The sequence below is a fragment of the Phytopseudomonas daroniae genome (assembly GCF_004327275.1).
Lineage (GTDB): Bacteria > Pseudomonadota > Gammaproteobacteria > Pseudomonadales > Pseudomonadaceae > Aquipseudomonas > Aquipseudomonas daroniae.
In genome coordinates, this window is sequence record NZ_QJUJ01000002.1 from 287,405 (window position 1) to 311,166 (window position 23,762).

General features: G+C 63.7%; 20 protein-coding genes. 13 read left to right on the forward strand and 7 right to left on the reverse strand.

Features of this window, described 5'->3' with window-relative positions; genetic code table 11:
* Positions 1-112: 112 nt before the first annotated feature.
* Complete coding sequence (locus DNK10_RS06435; RefSeq protein ID WP_131190955.1) at positions 113-1,483, reverse strand: aminotransferase-like domain-containing protein; 1,371 nt, start codon at positions 1,481-1,483, stop codon at positions 113-115.
* Positions 1,484-1,599: 116 nt separating this feature from the next.
* On the opposite strand from DNK10_RS06435, the gene DNK10_RS06440 reads away from it, so the two are divergent.
* The 7 genes from DNK10_RS06440 to DNK10_RS06470 all read left to right on the forward strand — a co-directional run bounded on the left by DNK10_RS06440 (position 1,600) and on the right by DNK10_RS06470 (position 8,047).
* On the forward strand, positions 1,600-2,886 hold the full coding sequence (locus DNK10_RS06440; RefSeq protein WP_131190956.1) for a hydroxymethylglutaryl-CoA reductase, degradative: 1,287 nt from the start codon (positions 1,600-1,602) through the stop codon (positions 2,884-2,886).
* Positions 2,883-3,785 (forward strand): hydroxymethylglutaryl-CoA lyase, encoded by a 903-nt coding sequence (locus DNK10_RS06445; protein ID WP_131190957.1) that lies wholly within the window; start codon positions 2,883-2,885, stop codon positions 3,783-3,785. Before DNK10_RS06440 ends, DNK10_RS06445 begins: the two co-directional genes overlap by 4 nt.
* Positions 3,786-3,958: 173 nt before the next feature.
* Positions 3,959-5,197 (forward strand): CaiB/BaiF CoA transferase family protein, encoded by a 1,239-nt coding sequence (locus tag DNK10_RS06450; protein ID WP_131190958.1) that lies wholly within the window; start codon positions 3,959-3,961, stop codon positions 5,195-5,197.
* A complete protein-coding gene (locus DNK10_RS06455; protein WP_131190959.1) occupies positions 5,197-5,652 on the forward strand; it encodes an FAS1-like dehydratase domain-containing protein in 456 nt (151 codons plus the stop codon). Before DNK10_RS06450 ends, DNK10_RS06455 begins: the two co-directional genes overlap by 1 nt.
* A 2-nt stretch (positions 5,653-5,654) precedes the next feature.
* Entirely contained in the window at positions 5,655-6,059 is a 405-nt protein-coding gene (locus tag DNK10_RS06460) for a hotdog family protein (RefSeq protein WP_131176283.1), read from the forward strand.
* Positions 6,060-6,131: 72 nt separating this feature from the next.
* The gene (locus DNK10_RS06465; protein ID WP_244216215.1) at positions 6,132-6,665 is read left to right on the forward strand and encodes a hypothetical protein; all 534 of its coding nucleotides are present in this window, start codon (positions 6,132-6,134) and stop codon (positions 6,663-6,665) included.
* Entirely contained in the window at positions 6,662-8,047 is a 1,386-nt protein-coding gene (locus tag DNK10_RS06470; RefSeq protein ID WP_423228040.1) for a tripartite tricarboxylate transporter permease, read from the forward strand. Before DNK10_RS06465 ends, DNK10_RS06470 begins: the two co-directional genes overlap by 4 nt.
* Before the next feature lie 73 nt (positions 8,048-8,120).
* Here the strand turns inward: DNK10_RS06470 and DNK10_RS06475 are convergent, their stop codons facing one another.
* Genes DNK10_RS06475 through DNK10_RS06485 form a run of 3 tightly spaced genes read right to left on the reverse strand, consistent with a single transcriptional unit; the run spans position 8,121 to position 13,865 of the window.
* Positions 8,121-9,545, reverse strand: coding sequence for an efflux transporter outer membrane subunit (locus DNK10_RS06475; protein ID WP_244216216.1), 1,425 nt, complete (start codon positions 9,543-9,545; stop codon positions 8,121-8,123).
* Positions 9,546-9,549: 4 nt separating this feature from the next.
* Positions 9,550-12,684 carry an efflux RND transporter permease subunit gene (locus DNK10_RS06480; protein WP_131178466.1) on the reverse strand — a complete coding sequence of 1,045 codons (3,135 nt, stop codon included), beginning with the start codon at positions 12,682-12,684 and terminating at the stop codon, positions 9,550-9,552.
* Positions 12,685-12,698: 14 nt separating this feature from the next.
* Complete coding sequence (locus DNK10_RS06485) at positions 12,699-13,865, reverse strand: efflux RND transporter periplasmic adaptor subunit (protein ID WP_131190960.1); 1,167 nt, start codon at positions 13,863-13,865, stop codon at positions 12,699-12,701.
* Between the two features lie 186 nt (positions 13,866-14,051).
* Between DNK10_RS06485 and DNK10_RS06490 the strand changes: the two genes are divergently transcribed.
* The 3 genes from DNK10_RS06490 to DNK10_RS06500 all read left to right on the forward strand — a co-directional run bounded on the left by DNK10_RS06490 (position 14,052) and on the right by DNK10_RS06500 (position 15,430).
* Positions 14,052-14,609, forward strand: a complete 558-nt coding sequence (locus DNK10_RS06490) for a TetR/AcrR family transcriptional regulator (protein ID WP_131190961.1) — start codon at positions 14,052-14,054, stop codon at positions 14,607-14,609.
* Positions 14,610-14,744: 135 nt separating this feature from the next.
* Positions 14,745-15,068 (forward strand): helix-turn-helix domain-containing protein, encoded by a 324-nt coding sequence (locus tag DNK10_RS06495; protein ID WP_131190962.1) that lies wholly within the window; start codon positions 14,745-14,747, stop codon positions 15,066-15,068.
* Positions 15,065-15,430, forward strand: coding sequence for a hypothetical protein (locus tag DNK10_RS06500; protein ID WP_131178462.1), 366 nt, complete (start codon positions 15,065-15,067; stop codon positions 15,428-15,430). Before DNK10_RS06495 ends, DNK10_RS06500 begins: the two co-directional genes overlap by 4 nt.
* Here the strand turns inward: DNK10_RS06500 and DNK10_RS06505 are convergent.
* Together DNK10_RS06505 and DNK10_RS06510 are read right to left on the reverse strand one after the other, a co-directional pair.
* A complete protein-coding gene (locus DNK10_RS06505) occupies positions 15,412-17,196 on the reverse strand; it encodes a bifunctional diguanylate cyclase/phosphodiesterase (protein WP_131178461.1) in 1,785 nt (594 codons plus the stop codon). The genes DNK10_RS06500 and DNK10_RS06505 overlap by 19 nt on opposite strands.
* 183 nt (positions 17,197-17,379) lie before the next feature.
* The gene (locus DNK10_RS06510; RefSeq protein ID WP_165495953.1) at positions 17,380-19,467 is read right to left on the reverse strand and encodes a carboxy terminal-processing peptidase; all 2,088 of its coding nucleotides are present in this window, start codon (positions 19,465-19,467) and stop codon (positions 17,380-17,382) included.
* A 128-nt stretch (positions 19,468-19,595) separates the two neighbouring features.
* Between DNK10_RS06510 and DNK10_RS06515 the strand changes: the two genes are divergently transcribed.
* Entirely contained in the window at positions 19,596-20,561 is a 966-nt protein-coding gene (locus DNK10_RS06515; protein ID WP_131178459.1) for an NAD(P)H-quinone oxidoreductase, read from the forward strand.
* A 91-nt stretch (positions 20,562-20,652) separates the two neighbouring features.
* Here DNK10_RS06515 and DNK10_RS06520 read toward each other — a convergent pair whose 3' ends face one another.
* Complete coding sequence (locus DNK10_RS06520; RefSeq protein WP_131190964.1) at positions 20,653-21,357, reverse strand: SDR family oxidoreductase; 705 nt, start codon at positions 21,355-21,357, stop codon at positions 20,653-20,655.
* Positions 21,358-21,468: 111 nt separating this feature from the next.
* Here DNK10_RS06520 and gcvA point away from each other — a divergent pair, with 111 nt between their 5' ends.
* A complete protein-coding gene (gene gcvA / locus DNK10_RS06525; RefSeq protein ID WP_131190965.1) occupies positions 21,469-22,365 on the forward strand; it encodes a transcriptional regulator GcvA in 897 nt (298 codons plus the stop codon).
* 188 nt (positions 22,366-22,553) lie between these two features.
* Positions 22,554-23,678: a beta-ketoacyl-ACP synthase III gene (locus DNK10_RS06530; RefSeq protein ID WP_131190966.1), complete on the forward strand. Its 1,125-nt coding sequence runs from the start codon at positions 22,554-22,556 to the stop codon at positions 23,676-23,678.
* The last annotated feature ends 84 nt before the right edge of the window (positions 23,679-23,762 follow it).

Below are 23,762 nucleotides of genomic sequence, written 5' to 3' on the forward strand. Positions count from 1 at the left end.
GCCGTCCACCACTTTATGATCGCAATGGTGGACAAAAAGAGCGTTGACTGCGCGTCCCGGTCCACCCTACGCATGAGGCCGGCTGCAGGCGCTGGCGAGCAGGGGACGCTCGTCAGCGCATCAGGCTGCGGCGAAATGCCGGGTCATCCAGATAGGCCACGTTGAGCCGCGTCCAGGGCACCGGCGTGTGCCGGTTGACGGCGAAGATCGAGCCGGGGGCGAGCATCACGCCCTGGGTCAGGCAATGGCGGGTCAGGGCGTTGGCGTCGTCGACGCCGGGAAATCTCGCCCACAGATAGAGGCTCTGCTCCGGTCGGCAGAACACCTCCGCGCCCAGTTCATCGAGTACCTCGAGCCCACGTTGCGTGGCGGCGCGCAGGCGATCCTGCAGGCGTGACAGGTGGCGCAGGAAATGCCCTTCGCCGAGGATCACGTCGATGGTGCGCTCGCTGTATTCGGCGCCACTGTTGTGCAGCAGCATCTTCAGGTCGGCCAGTTCCTCGATGCGCTGTTTGCTGCCGGCGATGAAGCCGACGCGCAAGGCGGCGGAAATCGATTTGGAGAAACTGCCCAGGTACAGCGTGCGTTCGCACTGATCCAGCGCCGTGAGTTTCGTCGCCGAGCTGGGTTTGAAGTCAGCCATGGCGTCGTTCTCCACCAGCAGCAGGTCGTGGGCTTCGGCAATCTGCAGTAGGCGGTGGGCCTTGGCCGGGGAGATGTCCGAGCCGGTGGGGTTGTGGCCCATCGACTGGAGGAAGAACAGCTTGGGTTTTTCCCTTTTCAGCACCCGTTCCAGTGCATCCAGATCCGGGCCGTCGGCCTCGCGCGGCACGCCGAGCATGCGCGCGCCCTGCAACTGCAGCTTGCCGAACAGCGGGTAATAGCCCGGATCCTCGACCAGTACCGCGTCGCCGGGTATGACGTAGCGGCGGATGATCAGATCCATGCCGTGGTTGGCGCCCAGGGTGGTGACCAGTTGCCGTGGCGAGACGGCGATGCGGTAGTCCGCCAGCTTCTGCGCCAGGCGCTGGCGCAAGCCGGGGTTGCCCAACCGCGTGCCGTAGCGGAACAGGGTGGTGACGCCGCCGCGCACCACCTGGCGATGGAATTTGTCCAGGCGCATGTCCATCAGCCATTCCACTGGCGGGAAACCCTCGCCCAGGTGCGAGTGGCCCGGGTCGCGGACGAACTGCTGGCGCATCATCCAGATGGTGTCCAGCGCACGGGTGTAGGGCTGCGACTCGTCGTCCTCGACACTGGCGCTGACGTTCTTGCAGACGAAGAAACCCTTGCCGTGCCGGGCTTCCACCAGGCCCTGGGAGGCCAGATGTTCGTAGGCGGTGATCACCGTGTTCTTCGAGTACCCGTGCAGGCGCATGTATTCGCGCAGGGAGGGCAGCCTGCTGCCGGTCTGCAGGGCGCCGTCGGCGATCTGCCGGGCAATGGCGTCGGCGACTTTCTGCGCGAGCGTCTGTCGGGGCATGGTTGAGCTCCTTGGGTACAGGCACGAAGTGTCCGGGCAAACTGTACCTTCTTTAAGGGATACAGTGACGATAACGTGCGCTCAACCAATAACAAACGACTCCCCGAGGAGCGCCCATGCCCATCGATTCCCGCTTGCCCGATTTCCGTAATCTTTCTCCCGCTCAACGCCTCGAGCATGTGCAGCAGTTGCTTGGCCTGTCCGCCGAGGACACGGCACTGCTGCGTGATGCCGGGGCGCTGCCGCTGGAAATCGCCGACGGCATGATCGAGAACGTGATCGGCAAGTTCGAGCTGCCTTACGCCCTGGCCAGCAACTTCCGCATCAACGGCCGCGAGATGCTGATTCCGCTGGTGGTGGAAGAACCTTCGGTGGTCGCCGCGGCTTCGTTCATGGCCAAGCTGACCCGCCCGGCTGGCGGTTTCCAGACCTCCAGCAGTGCGCCGCTGATGCGTGCCCAGGTACAGATCATCGCTGTCAGCGACCCTTACAACGCGCGCCTCAGCCTGCTGCGCAACAAGGACGAAATCATTGCCCTGGCCAACAGCAAGGATCAGTTGCTGAACAGCCTGGGCGGTGGTTGTCGCGATATCGAGGTGCACACCTTCATCGACAGTCCGCGTGGGCCGATGCTGGTCGCCCACCTGATCGTCGATGTGCGCGACGCCATGGGGGCGAACACGGTGAATACCATGGCCGAAGCTGTGGCGCCGCTGATGGAACAGCTCACGGGTGGCAAGGTGCGCCTGCGCATCCTCTCCAACCTCGCCGACCTGCGCCTGGCCCGCGCCCAGTTGCGCATTGCGCCGGAGCATCTGGATACCGCCGAGTACAAGGGCAGCGAGGTCATCGAAGGGGTGATCGACGCCTATACCTTCGCAGCCATCGATCCCTACCGCGCCGCGACCCACAACAAAGGCATCATGAATGGCATCGACCCCCTGGTGGTGGCCACTGGCAACGACTGGCGAGCGGTGGAGGCGGGCGCCCATGCCTATGCCTGCCGCAATGGTCATTACGGCTCCCTGACCACCTGGGAGAAAGACAGCCAAGGGCATCTGGTGGGCACCCTGGAAATGCCCATGCCGCTCGGCCTGGTCGGCGGCGCCACCAAGACCCATCCATTGGCGCAGCTGTCGTTGCGCATCCTCGGCGTCAAGAGTGCCCAGGAACTGGGCGAGATCGCCGTCGCCGTCGGCCTGGCGCAGAACCTCGGGGCCTTGCGTGCGCTGGCCACCGAAGGCATCCAGCGCGGCCACATGGCGCTGCATGCGCGCAATATCGCGCTGTCGGCCGGTGCCCGTGGCGATGAGCTGGACTGGCTGGTCAAGCGCATGGTCGAAACCCGGGATGTACGTGCCGACCGCGCCGAGGCGTTGCTGCGCGAAAAGCGCGGGCAATGAGCATGGACAGGGTAAGGCTGGTGGAGGTTGGCGCTCGCGACGGCCTGCAGAACGAAGCCCTGACCCTGCCGGTCGAGGTGCGTGTGGCGCTGATCGAGCGGCTGGTCGCGGCCGGGCTGCGTACCCTCGAAGCCGGGGCATTCGTCTCGCCGCGCTGGGTGCCGCAGATGGCTGACTCCGGCGAGGTGCTGCGGCGGCTCGGGCAACGCCAGGGGGTAACCTACACGGCGCTGGTACCCAACCTGAAAGGTCTGGATGCCGCACTGCAAGTGGGCTGCCGGGAGGTCGCGGTGTTCGCTGCGGCCTCCGAGGCGTTCTCGCAGAAGAACATCAATTGCTCCATCGCCGAAAGCCTGGAACGTTTTCAGCCGGTGCTGGGCAAGGCGCGGGAGCAGGGTGTGGCGGTACGCGGCTATATCTCCTGCGTGCTCGGCTGCCCGTTCAGTGGTGAAGTGGCGGTGGCGGACGTGGTGCGGGTCGCTCGCGAACTGCATGCCATGGGCTGCTACGAGATCAGCCTCGGCGACACCATCGGCACGGGCACGCCAGGCAAGGCCAGGACGCTGATCGGCGCCTGCGCCAGCGAGCTGCCGATCACGGCATTGGCTGGGCATTTTCACGACACTTACGGCATGGCGGTGGCCAACGTTCAGGCGGCCCTGGAGGCCGGGGTGCGGGTGTTCGACAGTTCGGTTTCCGGCCTCGGTGGCTGCCCATATTCGCCTGGTGCTACCGGTAACGTGGCGACCGAGGAACTGGTGTACCTGTTCGAGGGCCAGGGACTGGCAACCGGTGTGGATCTGCCGGCGCTGCTCGAGGCCGGTACTTTCATCGATGCGGCGCTGGGCAAGCCTTCAGCCTCGAGGGTAGCCACCGCCATGCGCAGCAGGGTGCGTTAGCTGCAGGGCTGGCACGGACGACAACAATAACCCGGAACGGGTGCGGGCAAGCAGGCGACAGGCATTGCGTCTACTGCCCGGATCACTCCGTCAACTCACTGTCTGAACGTAGGTTGCTTTTCTACAGGGGCGCACCCGCGCACCGGCGGCGACGTACCGACACAGGAGAACCCATGAATTCACTCACCGATGCACTGGCGAGTTTCGCCAGAACTGCCGGCCCGCTCAAGGGCGTGACCATTCTCGACCTGACCCGGGTCGTCGCCGGGCCTTACTGCGCCATGTTGCTGGCCGACATGGGCGCCACGGTGATCAAGATCGAGAATCCGAAGGATCCCGACCTCACTCGCGAGTTTCCGCCACTGAGCCGCAGCAGCAGTGAACCGCTAAGCGGCTTCTTCGCCCAGTTCAACCGTAACAAGATGGCTGTCAGCCTCGACCTGAAGAAGGCCGAGGGCAAGGCCACCTTTCTCGACATGGTGCGCAAGGCCGATATCGTCATCGAGAATTTCCGCCCCGGCACCATGGCCAAGCTGGGGCTGGGCTACGACGTGCTCAAGGCGGCCAACCCGGCCATCGTGTTCACCGCCATCAGCGGCTTCGGCCAGCATGGCCCGAACTCCCTGCGGCCTGCGTTCGACAGCAGCGCCCAGGCCAGTGGCGGTCTCTGGTCGATGAACGGCACGGTGCAGGAGCCGATGCGTGTGGGCACGGTGCTGGGCGACCTGTCCGCCGCGCTGTACGCCGCCATCGGCACCCTCGGCGCCTTGCGCGAGGCCGAGCGCAGCGGCCAGGGCCAACTGGTCGATGTGTCGCAGCAGGACGCCATCGTCTCGCTGACCGAAAACGCCCTGGTGACCTACACCGAAACCGGCAAGGTCACGGTGCCCGAGGGCAATGGCCATCCGTTCGTGCGTCCCTACGGGCGCTACGCCTGCAAGGATGGCTATGTGTTCTTCGGCGCCTACACCGACAAGTTCTGGCGCGAGGCCTGCCTGACCTTCGGCGACGAGGCGATGGCCAGCGACCCCGAGGTCGACAGCATGGCCAAACGCTTCGAGACCGAGGTTTACCTGCGTAAGGTAAAACCGGCCGTGGAACGCTGGCTGGGCGCCCATACCAAGGCCGAGCTGGAGGCCATGACCGGCGACCGTTTTCCGCTGTCGCCGATCAAGAGCATCGATGAAGTGGTGGCCGATCCGCACCTGCGCGAACGCGACATGGTGGTGCCGGTGGACTATCAGGGCGCGCGCTTCGAGGTGTTCGGCAATCCGATCAAGCTCTCTGGCGGCACCCTGGAGCGCGGCGCATCGGCCCCCGGTGTCGGCCAGCACAACGCTTCGATCTACCGCGAGTGGCTGGGCCTGGACGACGCCGAGTACGACGAACTGGTTCGCCTGGGGGTGATCTGATGGGCTTGCTCACCGCGGCCATCCGCAGCCATATCGGCGCGTCGCTGCCGGCGGTGCGTTTCGAGGTACAGCGCAGCGACATCCGCAAGTACGCGGTTGCCACTGGCCAGCAGCAAGCGCGTTACCTGAACGGTGACGAAGCGCCGCTGCTGTTCCTGTTCAGCGCCCTGATGCCGGTGCTGCCCCTCGACCAGTTGCTGGCGGACGGCCACAAGCCGGACGACGCGCTGATTCCCGAGTTGCCGCTGAAACGCATCCTGGCCGGCGGCAGCGAGTTCGAGGTTCATCGCGCCATCCGCCCCGGCGATGTGCTGCTCTGTCGGCAGACCCTGGTGGACATCCAGGAAAAACAGGGCAGCGAAGGGCCGCTGATCTTTCTGCTCTTCGAAAACCGTTTTGAAAGCGAACAGGGCGAGCCGGTCGTGACCGAGCGCCTGACGCGAATCGCGAGGTGAACATGACTCGAGCAAGCACTGTCGAGGTGGGCCAGCGCCTGCCGCAGCGACACCACGCACCGGGCACGGTGCAACTGTTCCTGTACAACGCGGCGATCTGGAATGCGCACCGTATCCACTACGACCTGCCCTATGCGCAGCAGGTCGAGGGGCATCCGGGGTTGCTGGTGGACGGGCCACTGCAGGGCGACTGGCTGACGCAACTGGTGGAGGCCTGGATGGGTGAAGGCGGACGAATCCTGCGCTTCAGCTACAGCAACCGGCGTGCGGCCTACGTCGGCGACGCGCTGACCGCCGAGGGCGAAATCACCGGCGTGGATGCGCAGCAGGTGACGCTGGAACTGCGCCTGGTCAACCAGCATGGCCAGGTCACCACCCAGGGACGAGCGGTCGTCGCGCTCCACTAGATCCAGACAACACCCTGAATCACCACGCTGTTTCCTCGATAACAACAAGAGCCCGAAAGGGCGGAGGACACCATGAGTCAAGAGCTTGCCAAACCGGTCGCGACACCACCCCTGGCGGACGCGACCCGCAACACCGACAACCTCTACGAGGTGTGGGGCGACACCGTCGATGCCAGGCATCTGGTGCTGGCCATCATCGTCAGCGCCATCGTCAGCCTCGGCGCCTATGCAACGGCTCTATGGATACTCGGCAGCCTCGTCGAGTCGGCGCAGATGGCCAAGGCCTACGCCATGCTCTTCGGTATTCTCGGCTGCCTGGGTGGTGGTGCGATCAGTGCCATGTTGTTCAAGCCCAAGCGCGATGTGGTCGAGCACGTGGCGGATCCGGCCTTTCGTGAGCAGGTGGTCAATGACCTGCTCAAGGAATACGGCAGCCTTGGTCGGCTCGAAGACACCTCGCCCGAGGTGGTGGCCGAGTTGCATGAATTGGGACTCTACGAGCTGTTCCGCGATGCGCAGACCAGGGAGGAGCGGGAACGTGGCGCGGCGACCGAGTCAGGTGCGGATGTGCGTGCGTCCCTGGCGCTGAGCGGAGGGCGTTCATGATGGACGGCCTGCTCTACGAGATTCTCATGGCCTTGAGCCTTGGCCTGTTCGGCGCGGTGCTGTTCTCTGCCATCGGCCTGGTCTCGGGGACTGACGAGACCACCACGCTGGCACCGCTGACCATGCTGGTGGTGCTGCTCGGTGCGCCGCCGGCCGGTATCCTGACCTTCTTCCTGGCCGGGGCGGTGGCCAAGCATATGACCCACGCGGTGCCCACGGCTTTGCTGGGGATTCCCGGCGATACTTCGGCGACCGCGCTGATCGGCGATGCCAACCACCTGCGCCGGCTCGGTGTGCCTCATGTGGCCCTGCGCAAGATGATCTCCGGCGGCGCCGTGGCGGCGGTCATCGCGGTACCGCTGGCGGTGCTGTTCGCCGTGCTGCTGGCGCCATTCGGCGACGTCATCAAGCAGTTCGCGCCCTGGGTGTTCCTCTGCGCGGCCTTCACCATCGCCTACTTCTCGGCGGGTCGCTGGGCGTCGGTGCTGGCATTGCTGCCCTTCGTGCTGGTCATCGTCGCCCTGCAGAATCTCACCACTCTGTATGGCGTCAAACTGGCGGTCAGTTACTTCCTCGGCATTGCCGTTGCGCCACTGATCACTTCGCTGTTCTCGATGCTGGCTCCGGCCGAGCGCGAGCGGATGCGCCGCGATGAATTCCGCGTGTTTTCCCTGGCACCGGACATGAAAGGCTGGCGTGGCTACTTTCCCAATCCCTTCCGGGTGATCAACAAACGGCAGACGCGCATGACCGCCATGGCGGCGAGCGTGACCAGTGCCACCTTCGTGTTCAGCCCGGTGGCCATGACGGTGATCATGGGCGAGCTGATCGGCGCCCGCATCAAACAGGCCTACGAGCGGCTGACCACGGTGATCACCGCCCGTAACGGGGTGACCGAATCGACCTACATCGCCGAGGCGCTGATTCCGCTGATCGCCTTCGGCCTGCCGCTGAGCCCGGTAGCCGCGGGGCCGGCCGCGCCGCTGTTCAACGCACCGCCACGCTTCAGCGTGGACAGCGCCACCGGCGAGGTCAACAACCTGCACAACCTGCTGAACAACTGGGAGTTCCTCGGCTACGGCATGCTGGCGGTGATCGTCGCCATCCTCATCGCCTATCCCTTCACCATGAACTTCGCCCACCAGGCAGCCTCGTTCGTGTCGCGCAAGATCAGCCACGAAGCGGTGATCGCCACCTTCATCGGCCTGGTGCTGGTGGTCGGCATCTGGGAGGGCGGTCTGCTCGGGCTGCTGGTGATCGTCACCATCGGTTTGCTAGGCGGCTTCCTGGGGCGTTTCCTGGGGTTCAACATCGGGGTGCAGTTCATGGGCTACTACACCGCGGTGCTCAGTGTTCCGGCGCTGATCGCCCTGATGGGCTGAGCAGCGGGTCGTGCGATCCAGGCCGCGACCCGAGCAGGAAAATGTGGCGAGACGAGGTGTCTCGCCGCGTCGATCAGCGTTGCGACAGGCTCGGCCCATCGTCCACCCAGCCACCGCCCAAAGCCCTGAACAGATCGGCCAGAGCCAGTTGCCGCTCGGTGCTGATCTGGATCAGGGTGGTCTGGTCGGTGAAGCTGCTGCGCTGGGCATCGAGATAGCGCAGGTGGTCGTCCACGCCGCCTCTGTAGCGCGCTTCAGCCAATGTTTCTGCGGCCCGGCTGGAATCGGCCAGCGCCCGACGCGCCGTTTCCTCGCGCCGCAGCGTATCGGTGGCGGCGAGGGCGTCGGCGACTTCGCGGAAGGCGGTCTGGATGGTGCCTTCGTAGTCGGCTACCGCGGCATCCCGGCGTACTTTGGCCAAGTCCAGATTGGCGCGGTTGCGCCCGCCGGCGAAGATCGGCAGCGACAGGGTCGGGGCGAAGCTCCAGGCGCGCGAGCCGCCGTCGAACAGGCCGGACAGCTCGGCGCTGGAACTGCCCACCGAGCCGGTCAGTGAGATACGCGGAAAGAAGGCCGCACGGGCTGCGCCGATATCGGCATGGCGTGCCCTCAACTGGTGTTCGCTGGCGAGAATGTCCGGACGCCGCTCGATCAGCGCCGAGCTGGTGCCAGGAGCGATGTCCTGTAGCACCATCGGGTTGTCGCGCGGCCTGGTTGGCAGCAACTGCGCTACATCTGGGGTGCCGAGCAACAGCACCAGGGCGTTGTCCGCCTGGCGCAGTTGGCGCTCGGTGCTTTCCCGCTCGGCCTTGGCCTGTTCGGCCAGGCCGACGGCTTCCTGGTAGTCCAGGGCCGTGGCGGTGCCGGCCTGGCGACGCTGAGTGACCAGATCGAGAGAGGCCAGGCGGCTGTCCAGGGTCTGTTCGATCAGCGCCATGCGGCGCAGCGCGCCGTCGCGGGTCAGGTAGGCCTGGATCACTTCGGCGATCAGGCTGATCTGTGTGGCGCGGGTCGCTTCCTCGGTCGCCAGGTAGGTCTCCAGGGCCGATTGGGAGAGGTTGCGTACACGGCCGAACAGATCGACTTCGTACTCGGCGAGGCCAAGGCCTACCTGATAGGAACTGGCGACCTCGGAGCGGCCGGTCTGCGACAGATCTGCCGGCAGACGTTGGCGGTTGCCGCTGGCGTTGGCGTTGATCGATGGCAAACGATCAGCGCGCTGGATGCGGTACTGGGCGCGCGCCGCCTCGATATCCAGCAGTGCCTGACGCAGGCTGCGGTTATTGCTCAGTGCAGTGTCCACCGCACGACGCAGGTCGGCATCGACGATGAAGGTCTGCCAGTCCAGCGAGTCGGCGCGGGTGCCGGCCGTGCTCGCGGCCGTCCATTGCCCGGCGACCGGTGCTTCGGGGCGCTGATAGGTGGGCGCCAGGGAACAGCCGCCGAGCATGACGGCCAGGGTCAGCAGGGCGGGGCGCAGCATGATCTGGGAGGTCATGGCATTACTCCGCTTTATGCAGGGGGTGATTGTCGGTTTGCTTAGGCTTGGTACGCAGCAGCGAGAGCACCCAGACAAAGAAGATCGGCACGAAGATCACCCCGAGCAAGGTTGCGCTGAACATGCCGCCGATGACCCCGGTGCCGATGGCGCGCTGGCTGGCAGCGCCGGCGCCGGTCGCGATCACCAGTGGCACTACGCCGAGCATGAAGGCCATGGAGGTCATGATGATTGGCCGGAAGCGCAGGCGCGCCGCTTCGATGGCGGCATCGCGCAGGGAGTAACCGTCTTCCCACAGATCCTTGGCGAACTCGACGATCAGGATGGCGTTCTTCGCCGCCAGGCCGATCACGGTGATCAGGCCGACCTTGAAGTACACGTCGTTGGGCAGGCCGACGGCAGTCACCGCGAGCACGGCACCGAGGGCGCCGACCGGGACGATCAGCATGACCGCCAGCGGAATCGCCCAACTCTCGTAGAGCGCCACCAGCAGCAGGAACACCACCAGAATGGCCAGGGCGAAGAGAATCAGTGCCTGGCCGCTGGCGACCTTCTCCTGATAGGACAGGCCCGTCCATTCATAACCGATGCCTTCCGGCAATTCGCCAGCGATACGCTCCAGTTCGGCCATGGCCTCGCCGGTACTGACGCCTGGGGCGGCATCGCCGGAAATGCGGATCGACGGATAGCCGTTGTAGCGGGCGACCTGCACCGGGCCTTCTTCCCACTTGGTGGTCACGAAGGCGCTCAGTGGCACCAGACTGCCGCTGTCGTTGGGCACATGCAACTTGAGCACGCTCTCCGGCGTCATTCGTGCGCCTTGCTCGGCCTGTACCACTACGCGTTGCTGGCGGCCGGCGTTGGCGAAGTCGTTGATCACCGAAGAGCCGAACGCGGTAGACAGCGCACTGCTGATCGACTCGAAGCTGACGCCCTGGGCACGGGCCTGATCCCGGTCGATGACCAGGCGCAGTTGTGGCGCTTCGGCCAGGCCTTCCATCATGGCGTAGAGGAATTTCGGGTTGCCGTTGACCTTGCCGAGCACCTCGTCACGGGCGGCCAGCAGGGTTTCGCGCCCGAGGCTGGCGCGATCCTGCAGGCGCAGCGAGAAGCCGCCGGAGTTGCCCAGACCTTCGATCGGTGGTGGCGGCACGGCCATGATCGCACCGTCGTCCAGGTTGGCGAAGCGCTGGTTGACCGCTGCCGTTTCCGCCTGCACGGATTGCTCCGCGCTGCGCTCGGACCAGTCCTTGAGCAGCGGGAAGGCGATGGCCGCATTCTCGCCCATGCCGGAGAAGCTGAAGCCGAGCACCAGGAAGGCAGTGGCCGTGGCCTCGCGGGACATCAGGAACTGCTCCAGCTCTGCGCCGGTAGCCTGGGTACGCATGCGGGTCGCGCCTGGCGGCAGCTGGATGTCGACGATCATGTAGCCCTGGTCTTCCACCGGCACGAAGGATTCCGGCAGGCGCAGATAGAAGAAGCCCATCAGTATCACGATGCCCAGGTAGATGAACATGAAACGCCCGGCGCGTGGCACCAGCTTGCTGTTGAGCTTGGTGTAGCGCTGGGTCAGGCGGCCGAACAGGCGGTTGAAGGCACCGAAGAAACCACGTTTCTCATGGTGCCCCTCCGGCACGCGTTTGAGCAGGGTGGCGCACAGGGCGGGGGTGAAGGTCAGCGCCAGGAAGCCCGAGAACAGGATCGACACCGCCAGCGACAGCGAGAACTGCTGGTAGATCACACCCACCGAGCCGGCCATGAAAGCCAGCGGCAGGAACACCGCCGACAGCACCAGGGTAATACCGAGGATCGCCCCGGATACCTGCCCCATGGCCTTGATGGTCGCCGGTACGGGATCCAGACCTTCTTCGGCCATGATCCGCTCGACGTTCTCCACCACCACGATGGCGTCGTCCACCAGGATGCCGATGGCCAGCACCATGCCGAACATGGTCATCATGTTCACCGAGAAGCCGAGCAGGTACATGAAGGTCAGTGTGCCTAACAAGCACACCGGCACCACGATGCTGGGGATCAGGGTGTAACGCACGTTCTGCAGGAACAGGAACATCACCAGGAACACCAGCACCATGGCTTCGGCCAGGGTCATGATGACCTTGTCGATGGCCACGTCGACGAACCGCGAGGTGTCGTACGGCATGGAGAACTGCACGTTGTCCGGGAAGTTGGCCGACAGCTCGGTCAGGCGCTGCTTGACCGCTTGGGCGGTCTGGATGGCGTTGGCGCCCGGTGCCAGTTGCACGGCGGCGGCCACGGCCGGCTTGCCGTCCTGGCGTGAACCGAAATTGTAATCCTGGCTGCCGACTTCGATACGGGCGACATCGCCCAGGGTCAGCCTGGAACCGTCCTGGTTGGCACGCAGCACGATGGCGGCGAACTCTTCCGGGTTGTCCAGGGTGCCCTTGACCGCCAGGGTCGCGGTCAGCTCCTGCTCGGCCGTGCCTGGCGTGCTACCGAAGGCGCCGGCCGGAACCTGCACGTTCTGGGCGCGGATGGCAGCGTTGACATCGTCGATCGACAGGCCATAGCCAACCAGCTTCTGTGGGTCGATCCACACGCGCATGGCGGCTTCCGAGGCGAAGAATTGCAGCCTGCCGACGCCCGGCACGCGGCGAATCTCGTTATTGATATTGCGCGCGGCATAGTCGGCCAGGGCAGTGGTGTCGTCGGTGGCACTGCCATCCTTGTAGCTCAGGGCGTAGATCAGCAGAAAGCCGGCGGTGGCCTGCTCGGTCTGGATGCCGAGGGTGAGCACGGCCTGGGGCATGCGTGCCTCGGCACGCTTCAGGCGGTTCTGCACGTCTACCTGAGCCAGTTCGGGATCGGTACCGGGCTGGAAGGTCACGGTGATTTCAGCGATGCCGTTGGCGTTGCTGGTGGACTCGAAGTACAGCAGGTTCTTCGCGCCGTTGAGCTCTTCCTCGATGACGCTGGTCACCGAGTCGGTCAATACCTGCGCCGAGGCACCCGGGTAGGTAGCGGTGACGGTGATCTGCGGCGGCGCTACGTTGGGGTATTGCGCCACCGGCAGGAACGGGATGGCCAGCAGCCCGCCCATCGAGATGAACAGGGCGACTACCCAGGCAAAATTGGGGTGCCGGATAAAAAACAAGGACATGTCGTTGCTCCGACTTACTGCGCCTGGGGAGTGGTGTCGTTCTGCGTTTCAGCGCCTGGCTGTCGCGGCACGACCGTGATGCCTGGTCGGATCGCCGCCAGGGAACTGGTGATGACCTGGTCGCCGGCTTTCAGCCCTTCGACGATCTGCCAGCGCGCGCCTTGCATGGCGCCGGTGGTGACCGGGCGCGCTTCCACGGTGTTCTCGGCGCCCAGCAGCATCACGCTGGCCTTGCCGTCGGCAGAGCGTTGCACGGCGCGCTGCGGCACCAGAATGGCGTCCTGGTCGAGCCCCTGGGGTGTACGCACGCGCACGTACATGCCCGGCAGCAGCACGCCTTGCGGGTTGTCGAAACGCCCACGCAGAGCGATCTGGCCGGTGCTGCGATCCACCGATATATCAGTGAACAGCAGGGTGCCGCTGCTCTCGATATCGGTGCCGTCGACGCGCAGCGACAGCGTTTTGTCGCCGTCACCGGAAACCTTGCCGTCGGCAATCGCCGCGCGCAGGCGCAAGGCATCGGCGGCCGGCTGAGTGAAGTCGGCGTAGACCGGATCGAGTTGCTGGATACGGGCGAGCAGGGTGGTTTCACCCTGGCCGACCAGTGCGCCTTCGGTGACCTGGGCGCGGCCGATGCGCCCGGCGATGGGCGCGCGCACTTCGGCGTACCCCAGATCCAGGCGTGCGGTTTCCACGTTGGCCTGGGCCGAGCGCTTGTCCGCCTGGGCGCTTTGCAGCGCAGCGCGGGCAACGTCGAAATCCTGTTGGCTGACTGCGTCGATCTTCACCAGCGGTTCGTAGCGTTTGACGGTGGCCTGGGTCTGGAACAGTTGCGCTTCGGCGCGGGCCAGTTCGCCCTGGGCGCGGGACAGCGCGGCCTTGAAAGGTGCCGGGTCGATCTGGAACAGCAGGTCGCCAGCTTTGACGTCGGCGCCCTCTTCAAAGGTGCGCTTGAGCACGATACCGGCGACTCGGGCACGTACTTCGGCAACGCGCACGGGTTCGATACGGCCGGGCAGCTCGGCGACTACGGTAAAGGGCTCGGTCTTGATGCTGAGCACGTCGACTTCGCGAGGCGGTGCTTCACCCCAGCCTTGTTCACCCTTGTCACAGCCGGCGAGGCTGATAGCAACCAAAAGTGTTATCGCCGAAAAAAACCAACGTTCGCGAATCTTGCTCATGCTTCACCTGGGGCGTAGCCCATTAGTTAGTCCCTGAAAGGCTCGGATGATTGTCCATGAATTCAAATGAGTCAATATTGACTCATTTGCGGATTTTGTGGACAAGATAGATAGTCCCCTTGAGGAAAAAGGTTTTTCCTGCACAATGACGCGCCGTTGCCGACGCCCGAATGAAGACTGGAATTGATGGATAGACCCGCTGCTGAAGAAAAACTGCTCAAGGCCCTGGCTGTCGCCATCGTCGAGCACCCGCGCGGCACCTTCAAGGAAATAGCCCAAGCTGCCGGGGTGAGCAAGGCGACTCTGAATCGTTTTTGCGGAACTCGCGACAATCTGATCGAAATGCTTTTCGATTATGGCTCGGTCGTCATGAACCAGATCATCGCCGATGCCGATCTGCAGGAGGCCCCGCCGCAGGAAGCCTTGCAGCGATTGGTCGATGGGCATCTGGCTCATCGCGAACTGCTGGTGTTCCTGATTTTCCAGTGGCGGCCGGACTCCCTGGATGCCTGCGGCGAGGACGCGCGCTGGCTGCCTTACACCAACGCCCTGGATCAGTTTTTCCTGCGTGGGCAGCGTGAGAACGTTTTCCGTATCGACATCGGTGCGCCAGTGTTGACCGAGCTCTTCGCCTCGTTGCTGTTCGGGCTGGTCGATGGCGAGCGTCGTGGACGGGTGGCGCGGGCAGGCATGGGCACCTCGTTGATGCAGTTCTTCATGCGGGGCGCCGCCGCCGGGCAGTGAGCGAATCGGCGGCGTGTTCGTCCGGCGAGCGCGTCGGGCGAGATGGCTGATAAGATGGCGCAAACAACATGGCAGGCGGTTTTGCCCCAGGCCGGATTACGCACAGGGATGCTGCGCCTCGCGGAGAAACGAAGCATGAATGTACAAGTGATCGAACGTGACGGCGAACCTGAATACGCGGTACTGCCCTGGGCCGAGTATCAGGCGCTGCTTCAGGCCACAGGCAAGAGCGTCGCTGCCCCATCGATCCAGCCCGCCACCGACGCCCCAAAGCCGCTGACGCAACTGACCGCACTGCGTGAGGGCAAGGGCCTGAGCCGCGATGAGCTGGCCCGTGCCGTGGGTATCAGCCCGCATTACCTGGGCATGATCGAGAATGGCGAGCGGCAACCCGATGCGGCTATCCTGCGCGCCCTGGCCTGGGTGCTCGGCATCTCCGGCTGGGAGGCGAGTGCATGAGCGTGCGCATCAGCCGTGGGCACTGGGAGGCGTTGCTGGCCGCTCTGGACGATGCCCGGCGGCAGCGCCACCTGCTGACCTACCGTGCATTGATCGAGCGTCTGTCGCTGCCTGCGCCGGCCATGCAGACCCTGACCGCTGCACTGGAACACCTGGCTGCACTGGATGCGCGCGGCGAGCGCCCGCTGCGCAGCGCTCTGGTGATCAGCCAGGGCGCCAGCCGCCTGCCGCGCACTGGGTTCTTCGAATGCGTTACCCGCCTGGGCCGTTTCGATGGCGCCTCCGACGGTGTTGCCGCAGCGTCCTGGCACGCCTCCGAAGTGGCCCGGGTATTCGAGTTCGATTATCCCGCCGAACCCTGAGTGAGCGCGCCTTGCAGCGTGTGCGTATCGATCACGTGCAGGCTGTAACCGGGCACCGCCTTGGCATGACGCTTGGCTTCCGAAGCCAGGCCGGCCAGTTCGCTGGCGTCCAGTAGCGCACAGTGCTGTGGGTGCAGATGGACGACGCCGAGTGACAGCGACAACAGCGGAAACTCCTCGCGGTGGCCCTGGCGGTTGTGGCTGACGAAACAGCCAGCATCCAGATGCTCATCGAGATAGAAGCGCCGGCACTGCCCCTGAAAGTCTTCCAGTAGCCGGTTGAGGCGGGCACGCCAGTCCTTCGATCCGAACACCAGCAAGAAATCGTCGCCACCGATATGGCCGACGAAGTCACGCGTCGGGTCGATCCGTTCGTTCAGGCAATGTGCCAGGCACAGCAGCACTTCATCACCCTTGGCGTACCCGTAGAGGTCGTTGAAGGGTTTGAAGCTGTCGATGTCGACGTAGCAGATCACCGCCTCACGGCTCTGCTGCAACAGCCGGGTCAGGCACTGCTGGATCGGTACGTTGCCGGGCAGCAGGGTCAGCGGGTTGGCGTAACGGGCCTGCTGGATCTTCAGTTCGGTGATCAGTTTGAGGACGTCGATCACCCGGCCCAGGCCCAGGTAGTGGCCGTCCACGGTAATGACGAAATCTTCTTCGATACGCTGGCGCGCGCGGCTGGTCAGCAGGCGGCTGACCTTCTGCAGCGACTGGCTGATTTCCACGGCGAGAAAGTCGTTGCTCATCAGACGGCTGATCGGCTTACGGGCGAACAGCTCGGTGGCGAAGGGTTTGAGCAGTACCTCCGACAGCGAGTGACGGTGGACGATACCGACCGGCCGTTGTGCTTCGTCCAGCACCGCCAGCGAGTTGAGGTTGGCCTGGGCGCGGAAGGCTTCGAGCACATCAGCGGTGGGCGTATTGATGGACACTGCCGGGTGTTCGTTGAGCAGGGCGGTGAGATCGCTGCCTTCTTCGCTGAGCGAGGTCGGCGGGCTGCCCAGCGCCGGTAGCAGTGCGCGTGCGTCGGTTGGCGGTTGTTCCTGAGGGCGACAGAGCAGGTAGCCCTGAAGCAGATCCACACCCATTTCGCAGAGCACGGCGAGCTCTTCCTCAAGTTCGATGCCTTCGGCGATCACCTGGGCGCGCGAGGCCTTGGCCATCTGCAGGATGGAGCCGACGAATTCACGCTTGACCGCATCCTGATGGATGCCATCGATGAAATGGCGGTCGATCTTCACGTAATCGGGACGCAGTTCCGACCACAGGCGCAGGCTCGAATAACCGGCGCCGAGGTCGTCCAGGGCGATGGAAAATCCCATGTCACGGTAGTGGTGGAGAGCGGTGTCGAGCAGATTGAAATCGTCGGTGGGCGATTGTTCCGTCAGTTCGATCACCACCCGGCTTGGCGAAATACCGTAGGCCTGCAGCAACTGCAGGGTGCGGCCCGGCTGATGATGGGCGTCGAGCAGCGAATCCGGAGACACGTTGAGAAACAGCAGCCCGTTCAGCTTCAACTCGCTGAAACGGCGACAGGCGCTTTTGCGACAGGCCAGTTCCAGTTCGTTGAGCAGGCCGACCTGGCGCGCGGCGGCGAACAGTGTGATCGGGGAGTGCAGCGGGCTGTTGGACGGGCCGCGAGTGAGGGCCTCATAGCCAAGAATGCGCCGTTCGGAGAGCGACACGATGGGCTGAAACAGGCTATGCAGGTCGCCGTGCGCGAGGATCTGGCCCAGCGCGCTTGATTGCTCGGTGACGGTCATGGCAGGTCTCTATGGAAATCGGGGAGCGAACGGTGGGGACGCCGCCTGCGGATAAATACCGCTGAATGCCCGTGATTTCACTACAGATTGATGACCGTTTAATGAAGGGCGCCCGCCAGGAATGGTGGGGGCACAAAAAAGGGTGTCGTGAATACGACACCCTTTCTGGTGACCGCTTCCTGGTTACTGCTTAGCTAAGCGAGTATTGAGCTTGAGGTAGTCGATCAGGATGTGGCCAGTTTCCGACAGATAGGCGTCGTCTTCCGGTTTGGTCTTCTCGTCTGTGCTCTGTGCCAGGACGTCGTCCTCGTCTTCCTTCTTCAGTTCGGCCAGCGGCTCTTCGCCTTTGGCGGTACGGCGGGCGTTCTCGATCACCAGTTGGCGTTTCTCTATATCGGCGTGCTGGGCACGACGCTTGGCCTCGTTGAGGCTAACGGTCTTCTCGGCCATCAGCTCACGGGACAGAGCCAGACGCTCGCGGGCGAAGTTGAAGTCCGGGTTGTCGGCCGTACGGCTGTCGTAGCGGTTTTTCAACTCGGTGAGGAACGGCTTGATCGGATCCAGTTCGGGTTTGATCGCCGGACGGATGCTGTCCCATTGCATGGCCTCGGGCAGCGCGCTTTCGCCGATTTCCTTGTTGTCCATCACGTCGGGATAAGCGATGTCCGGCACCACGCCACGGTGCTGGGTGCTCTGCCCGGAAACGCGGTAGAACTTGGCCAGGGTCAGCTTCAGTTCGCCATGATTCAGCGGCTGGATGGTTTGCACGGTGCCTTTGCCGAAGGTCTGGCCACCGAGGATCAGCGCACGGTGGTAGTCCTGCATGGCGCCAGCGAAAATTTCCGAAGCCGAGGCGGACAGGCGGTTGACCAGAACGGCAAGCGGGCCCTTGTAGAAGGCGCCCGGGTTTTCGTCCTCGAGCACATCGACCCGGCCATCGCTGTTGCGCACCAGGACGGTCGGGCCCTTGTCGATGAACAGGCTGGTCAGTTCGGTGGCTTCCTGCAGCGAACCGCCGCCATTGTTGCGCAGGTCGATGACGATACCGTCGACTTTCTCGGTTTGCAGTTCGGTGATCAGCTTCCTGACGTCACGGGTGGTGCTCTTGTAATCCGGATCGCCGGCACGGAACGCCTTGAAGTCGAGGTAGAAGGCGGGGATCTCGATGACGCCCAGCTTGTAGTCGTGGCCGCCCTGGCTGAGCTTGAGCACGGACTTCTTCGCCGCCTGCTCCTCGAGCTTGACCGCCTCGCGGGTGATGCTCACCACCTTGCTGGTCAGGTCGTTCGGCGCATTGCTCGCCGGAATCACTTCCAGGCGGACGCGCGAACCTTTGGGGCCGCGGATCAATTTGACCACTTCATCGAGGCGCCAGCCGATCACGTCGACGATCTCGTCGTCACCCTGGCCAACACCGACGATCTTGTCCGCCGGCGAGATCTGCTTGCTCTTCTCGGCAGGGCCGGCCGGTACCAGGCGTACCACCTTGACGTGTTCGTTATCGCTCTGCAGCACGGCGCCGATGCCCTCGAGGGACAGGCTCATGTTGATGTCGAAGTTTTCGGCGTTATCCGGCGACAGGTAGTTGGTGTGCGGATCGTAGGTCATGGCGAAGGCGTTTATGTACGCCTGGAACACGTCCTCGCCGCGAGTCTGCTGCAGGCGTGCCTGCTGAGCCTTGTAGCGTTTGGTGAGCAGTTCCTGGATGGTCGCAGGCTCCTTGCCAGCGAGCTTCAGTCGCAGCACTTCGTCTTTCAGACGTTTGCGCCACAGCTCGTCCAGCTCGGCGACATCCTTGGCCCAGGGAGCTTTTTCACGATCGACGAGCAAGTCTTCGTCGACCGTGAAGTCGATCTTGTCGACGCCTTTGGCCAGCAGCCCTTGCACGTAGTTCAGGCGCTCCTGCTGGCGCACGAGCTGACGCTTGTAGATATGGAAGCCGGGGCCGAGATCGCCCTTTTTCAGCAGGTCGTCGAATCTGTCTTTCCAGCGGTCGAATTCGGCGATATCCGCGGCAGTGAAATAGCTGCGCGCCGGATCGAGCATCTTCAGGTAACCCTGGTAGATCTTCTCCGAGCGCGCATCGTCGAGCGGCGGCTTGCTGTAATGGTGACGCTGCAGCAGCTCGACGACGTTGAGGCTGGCGATGACCTGCTCGCGATCAGGCTGCAGGTATTCCCACGGATCGGCCTGGCTGGTTTTGGCTGCGAGGGGCAATGCGCCCAGCCCGAGAACGAGGGCCAGGGTGGCGCTGATAAGTGATCGCTTCATGCTGATTCGACGTGGGGACAGTTGATAACGCATATTAGGCCGTCTTTAGAGGGCGCCAGGTTCAATCGGCGCATGCAAAAGCCCAGCGCTAAGCGCTGGGCTAGGTTCAAATGCACTATGGAGGCAGCGTGAAAGCATTGCAAGGCGTGGAAGGGCAGGTGGAATGGGTGCAACGTCCCACTCCTGCCTGTGATGTGGGTGAAGTGCGCATTCGCGTGGCGGCCGCGGGCCTGAACCGTGCCGACCTGTTGCAACGTGCCGGCCTGTACCCGCCGCCACCGGGCGCCAGCGATATTCTCGGCCTGGAATGTGCCGGTATCGTCAGCGAAGTAGGCGCTGGTTGCGACTGGCAGGTGGGTGACCGGGTCTGCGCGCTGCTGGCGGGTGGCGGCTTGGCCGAGGAAGTGGTGGTCGATGCCCGCCATGTACTACCCGTACCGGAAGGTGTGTCGCTGCACGAAGCCGCAGGGCTGCCGGAAGTCTACGCAACGGCCTGGCTCAATCTGTTCCAGCTGGCCGGCCTGAAACCCGGTGAGAAGGTGCTGCTGCACGCCGGTGCCAGTGGCGTCGGCTCGGCGGCGATCCAGCTGTGCAAAGCTTTTGGCAGTGCATGCTGGGTCAGCGTTGGTTCGGCCGAACGCCTGGCCTATTGCGAGAGCCTGGGCGCTGCCGGCGGTGCGATTCGGGGTGGTGAGGGCCTCGAGGCTCTGCACGAGGTCGGCCCTTTCGAGGTGATTCTCGACCCGGTGGGTGCCAGTTACGCCGCGCTGAACCTGAAGCTGCTTGCGCTCGATGGCCGCTGGGTGAACATCGGCTTGATGGGCGGGCGCAAGGCTGAGCTGGATCTGGCGCTGCTGCTCGGTAAGCGTATCCAGTTGATCGGCTCCACCTTGCGCAGCCGTGACGACCTGTTCAAGGCCGATCTGCTGCGCGATCTGCGCCAGCACGTATGGCCGCTGTTCGGCGAAGGGCGGCTCAAGCCGCAACTGGCGCAGACCTTCCCCATTAGCGAGGCGCAGGCGGCTTTCGCCACGCTGGAAGGCAATCAGGTCAACGGCAAGCTGGTGCTGGTGATCGACGACAGCCTTGGCTGAAGTCTCAGCCACGAATGCTCGCTGATCTGTGGGCATTCGTGGCCACTCGTCTGCACCCGCTGAACCGCAGTTCCACGGTTCGTCACGGCGATCAGACTGCGCGGGTGATGCCGCCATCGACGCGGATATTCTGTGCGGTGATATAGGCCGCGCCCTCCGAGGCCAGAAAGGCGATGGTCGCGGCCACTTCCTCGCTACTTCCGTAACGCTGCAGCGGTACGCTGGCCCTGCGCTCTTCGGTGGCCGGCAGGCTGTCGATCCAGCCGGGTAGCACGTTGTTCATGCGAATGTTGTCGCGGGCATGGGTGTCCGCGAAAATCTTCGTGAAAGACGCCAGGCCGGCCCGGAACACCGCCGACGTGGGGAACAGCTCACTGGGCTCGAACGTCCAGGCGCTGGAGATATTGATGATCACGCCACTCTTTTGCTTCTGCATGGTTGGCGTGACCAGGCGTGTTGGGCGGATCACGTTGAGCAGGTAGGTATCCAGGCCGCGATGCCAGTCTTCGTCGCTGATCTCCAGGATCGGCGCACGCGGGCCATGCCCGGCGCTGTTGACCAGTACATCGATGCGGCCCCATCGCGACTGTGTGCCTTCGACCAGGATTTCGAGATCCTGGCTGGACTGGTTGCTGCCGGTCACGCCGAAACCGCCCAGCTCTTCGGCCAGCGCTTCGCCCTTGCCTGACGAAGAGAGGATGGCGATCTTGAATCCATCGGCTACCAAGCGACGTGCGGCTGCGGCGCCCATACCACTGCCACCGGCGGTTATGATTGCTACTTTTTCTACAGGCATCGTATTGTCTCCAGTGCCCTCAGGGCGTTAGCTACGATTGATAGCCTAGCAGCCAGGTGGTGTGGGAGAGAGGCAGTTTTCGTATGTTGATTCAGTAGAAAAACTACAGTCATGTCTGAAGAATTCGGTCAATTACCGTCGCTCAATGCGCTGCGTGTGTTCGAGGTGGTGGCGCGGCATTTGAATTTCCGCCTGGCTGGTGACGAGCTGGGTGTGACCCAAGGGGCGGTGGCGCAGCAGATTCGTGGTCTGGAAGCCGACTTGGGACTCAAGCTGTTCGAGCGGCATCCGCGCACTCTGGCGCTGACGGAGAGCGGCAGAAGCTACAGCCTGAGTATCCGTCGCGCGTTCGAGGTAATCGCCGATGCTACGCAGGGCTTGAGACCCGCGCCGCTGCACCTGACCATCAGCGTGACGCCGACGTTTGCGTCGAAATGGCTGATCCCGCGGCTGCCTGGCTTTTCTGCGCAGCATCCGCAGATCGACCTGAGAATCCTGGCCAGCGAGCGACTTTCCAGCTTTCACAACGATGGTGTGGATCTTGCGGTGCGTTACGGCCGTCCGCCCTTTGGCCCAGGCCTGCAGACCGAGCTATTGCTCGAGCAGGCTGTCGTCGCGGTGGTGAGCCCCGGTCTGCTTGAGCGCCTTGGGTCGCCGTGCAGCCTGGAAGCCTTGGCGCGCTACCCCCTGTTGCATGACGCACACAATCTCTGGCCACGGTTTCTCGATCAGGTGTTCCCTCAGGCGCTGCAGGCTGCGGCGAAAAATGTGCGCTTCAACCAGACCTCGCTGGCTATCGAGGCGGCCATCGCCGGGCAGGGTATTGCCCTGTCCAGCCGCTTCTTCGTCGAGCGGGATATCCACGCGGGGCGACTGATCATTCCGTTCGAGCCGGTACTGCAGGACGAGCGAGGTTTCTATTTGGTCAGCCCGCGGCGAGCACGCCAGCACGCTCCGCTCGCGGTGGTTCGTGACTGGTTGCTGGAGCAGACGCATGGTGATCGGTAGCGGTGCGTAGTTACCAATTTTGGACGGGTAGTTTATCTGCACAATGGGCGCGAACCGCGAGCCTGTGGCACACTTGAACACCAGTAAAAACGGGTTATGTGGCGATATGTATCGCTCGCCCGCGTACCGATGCCGTCGGCTATGCGCCGCGGTCTGCCTGGCAATAGCCACGAACAAGAGGAAACAGCGTGCATAACGTCGTCATCAGCGGTACGGGCCTGTACACCCCGGCCAACAGCATCTCCAACGACGAGTTGGTGGCGTCTTTCAATGCCTTCGTGCAGCAGTTCAATGCCGATAACGCCGGGGCCATCGAGCGTGGAGATGTCGAGGCGCTGAGCGAGTCGAACAGCGCCTTCATCGAGAAGGCGTCGGGCATCAAGAGCCGCTTCGTGATCGACAAACAGGGCATTCTCGACCCGCAGCGCATGGTGCCGTACATCCCTGAGCGCAGTAACGAGCAGTGGGGCATTCTCTGCGAAATGGCAGTGGCTGCGGCCGAACAGGCGCTGGCCCGTGCCGGCAAGACCGCTGCGGATATCGACGGTGTCATCGTCGCCTGCTCCAACCTGCAGCGCGCTTACCCGGCGGTGGCTATCGAAGTGCAGGCAGCGCTGGGTATTCAGGGCTTCGGCTATGACATGAACGTGGCGTGTTCGTCGGCCACGTTCGGCATCCAGGCCGCAGCGAACAGCATCCAGCTTGGTCAGGCGCGGGCTATCCTGATGGTCAACCCGGAGATCTGTACCGGCCACCTCAATTTCCGTGACCGCGACAGCCATTTCATCTTTGGCGATGCCGCCACTGCGGTGATCATCGAACGTGCCGATCTGGCGACCTCCGAACACCAGTTCGAGATTGTCGGCACCAAGTTGTTGACTCAATTCTCCAACAACATCCGCAACAACTTCGGTTTCCTCAACCGGGCGGCCGAAAATGGTAGTCAGGGCACCAATGACAAACTGTTCGTGCAGGAAGGACGCAAGGTGTTCAAGGACGTCTGCCCGATGGTGGCCGAGCTGATCGCCAACCATCTTCGGGAAAACGACCTGAGCGTGACCGATGTGAAGCGCTTCTGGTTGCACCAGGCCAACCTCAACATGAACCAGCTGATCGCCCGCAAGCTGCTCGGCCGCGATGCCGAGGCTCACGAAGCGCCGGTGATCCTCGACACCTACGCCAACACCAGCTCGGCGGGCTCGGTGATCGCCTTGCACAAGAACCAGGACGACCTGCCAGCCGGTTCGCTCGGCGTGCTCAGTTCCTTTGGTGCCGGTTATTCGATTGGCAGCGTGATTCTGAGCAAGCGTTGATTGCCCGGGCCGCTATCACCGTAGCGGCCCATCCCTCCACCCACGGTGCGTTCGTGCCGTTCCGTTCTCTCATTTCCGAATCGC

Bases quoted from the DNA above. Each gene is read 5' to 3' on its own strand.
- DNK10_RS06435 (WP_131190955.1), bottom strand. From the start codon at position 1,483: ATGCCCCGACAGACGCTCGCGCAGAAAGTCGCCGACGCCATTGCCCGG.
- DNK10_RS06440 (WP_131190956.1), top strand. From the start codon at position 1,600: ATGCCCATCGATTCCCGCTTGCCCGATTTCCGTAATCTTTCTCCCGCT.
- DNK10_RS06445 (WP_131190957.1), top strand. From the start codon at position 2,883: ATGAGCATGGACAGGGTAAGGCTGGTGGAGGTTGGCGCTCGCGACGGC.
- DNK10_RS06450 (WP_131190958.1), top strand. From the start codon at position 3,959: ATGAATTCACTCACCGATGCACTGGCGAGTTTCGCCAGAACTGCCGGC.
- DNK10_RS06455 (WP_131190959.1), top strand. From the start codon at position 5,197: ATGGGCTTGCTCACCGCGGCCATCCGCAGCCATATCGGCGCGTCGCTG.
- DNK10_RS06460 (WP_131176283.1), top strand. From the start codon at position 5,655: ATGACTCGAGCAAGCACTGTCGAGGTGGGCCAGCGCCTGCCGCAGCGA.
- DNK10_RS06465 (WP_244216215.1), top strand. From the start codon at position 6,132: ATGAGTCAAGAGCTTGCCAAACCGGTCGCGACACCACCCCTGGCGGAC.
- DNK10_RS06470 (WP_423228040.1), top strand. From the start codon at position 6,662: ATGATGGACGGCCTGCTCTACGAGATTCTCATGGCCTTGAGCCTTGGC.
- DNK10_RS06475 (WP_244216216.1), bottom strand. From the start codon at position 9,545: ATGACCTCCCAGATCATGCTGCGCCCCGCCCTGCTGACCCTGGCCGTC.
- DNK10_RS06480 (WP_131178466.1), bottom strand. From the start codon at position 12,684: ATGTCCTTGTTTTTTATCCGGCACCCCAATTTTGCCTGGGTAGTCGCC.
- DNK10_RS06485 (WP_131190960.1), bottom strand. From the start codon at position 13,865: ATGAGCAAGATTCGCGAACGTTGGTTTTTTTCGGCGATAACACTTTTG.
- DNK10_RS06490 (WP_131190961.1), top strand. From the start codon at position 14,052: ATGGATAGACCCGCTGCTGAAGAAAAACTGCTCAAGGCCCTGGCTGTC.
- DNK10_RS06495 (WP_131190962.1), top strand. From the start codon at position 14,745: ATGAATGTACAAGTGATCGAACGTGACGGCGAACCTGAATACGCGGTA.
- DNK10_RS06500 (WP_131178462.1), top strand. From the start codon at position 15,065: ATGAGCGTGCGCATCAGCCGTGGGCACTGGGAGGCGTTGCTGGCCGCT.
- DNK10_RS06505 (WP_131178461.1), bottom strand. From the start codon at position 17,196: ATGACCGTCACCGAGCAATCAAGCGCGCTGGGCCAGATCCTCGCGCAC.
- DNK10_RS06510 (WP_165495953.1), bottom strand. From the start codon at position 19,467: ATGAAGCGATCACTTATCAGCGCCACCCTGGCCCTCGTTCTCGGGCTG.
- DNK10_RS06520 (WP_131190964.1), bottom strand. From the start codon at position 21,357: ATGCCTGTAGAAAAAGTAGCAATCATAACCGCCGGTGGCAGTGGTATG.
- gcvA (WP_131190965.1), top strand. From the start codon at position 21,469: ATGTCTGAAGAATTCGGTCAATTACCGTCGCTCAATGCGCTGCGTGTG.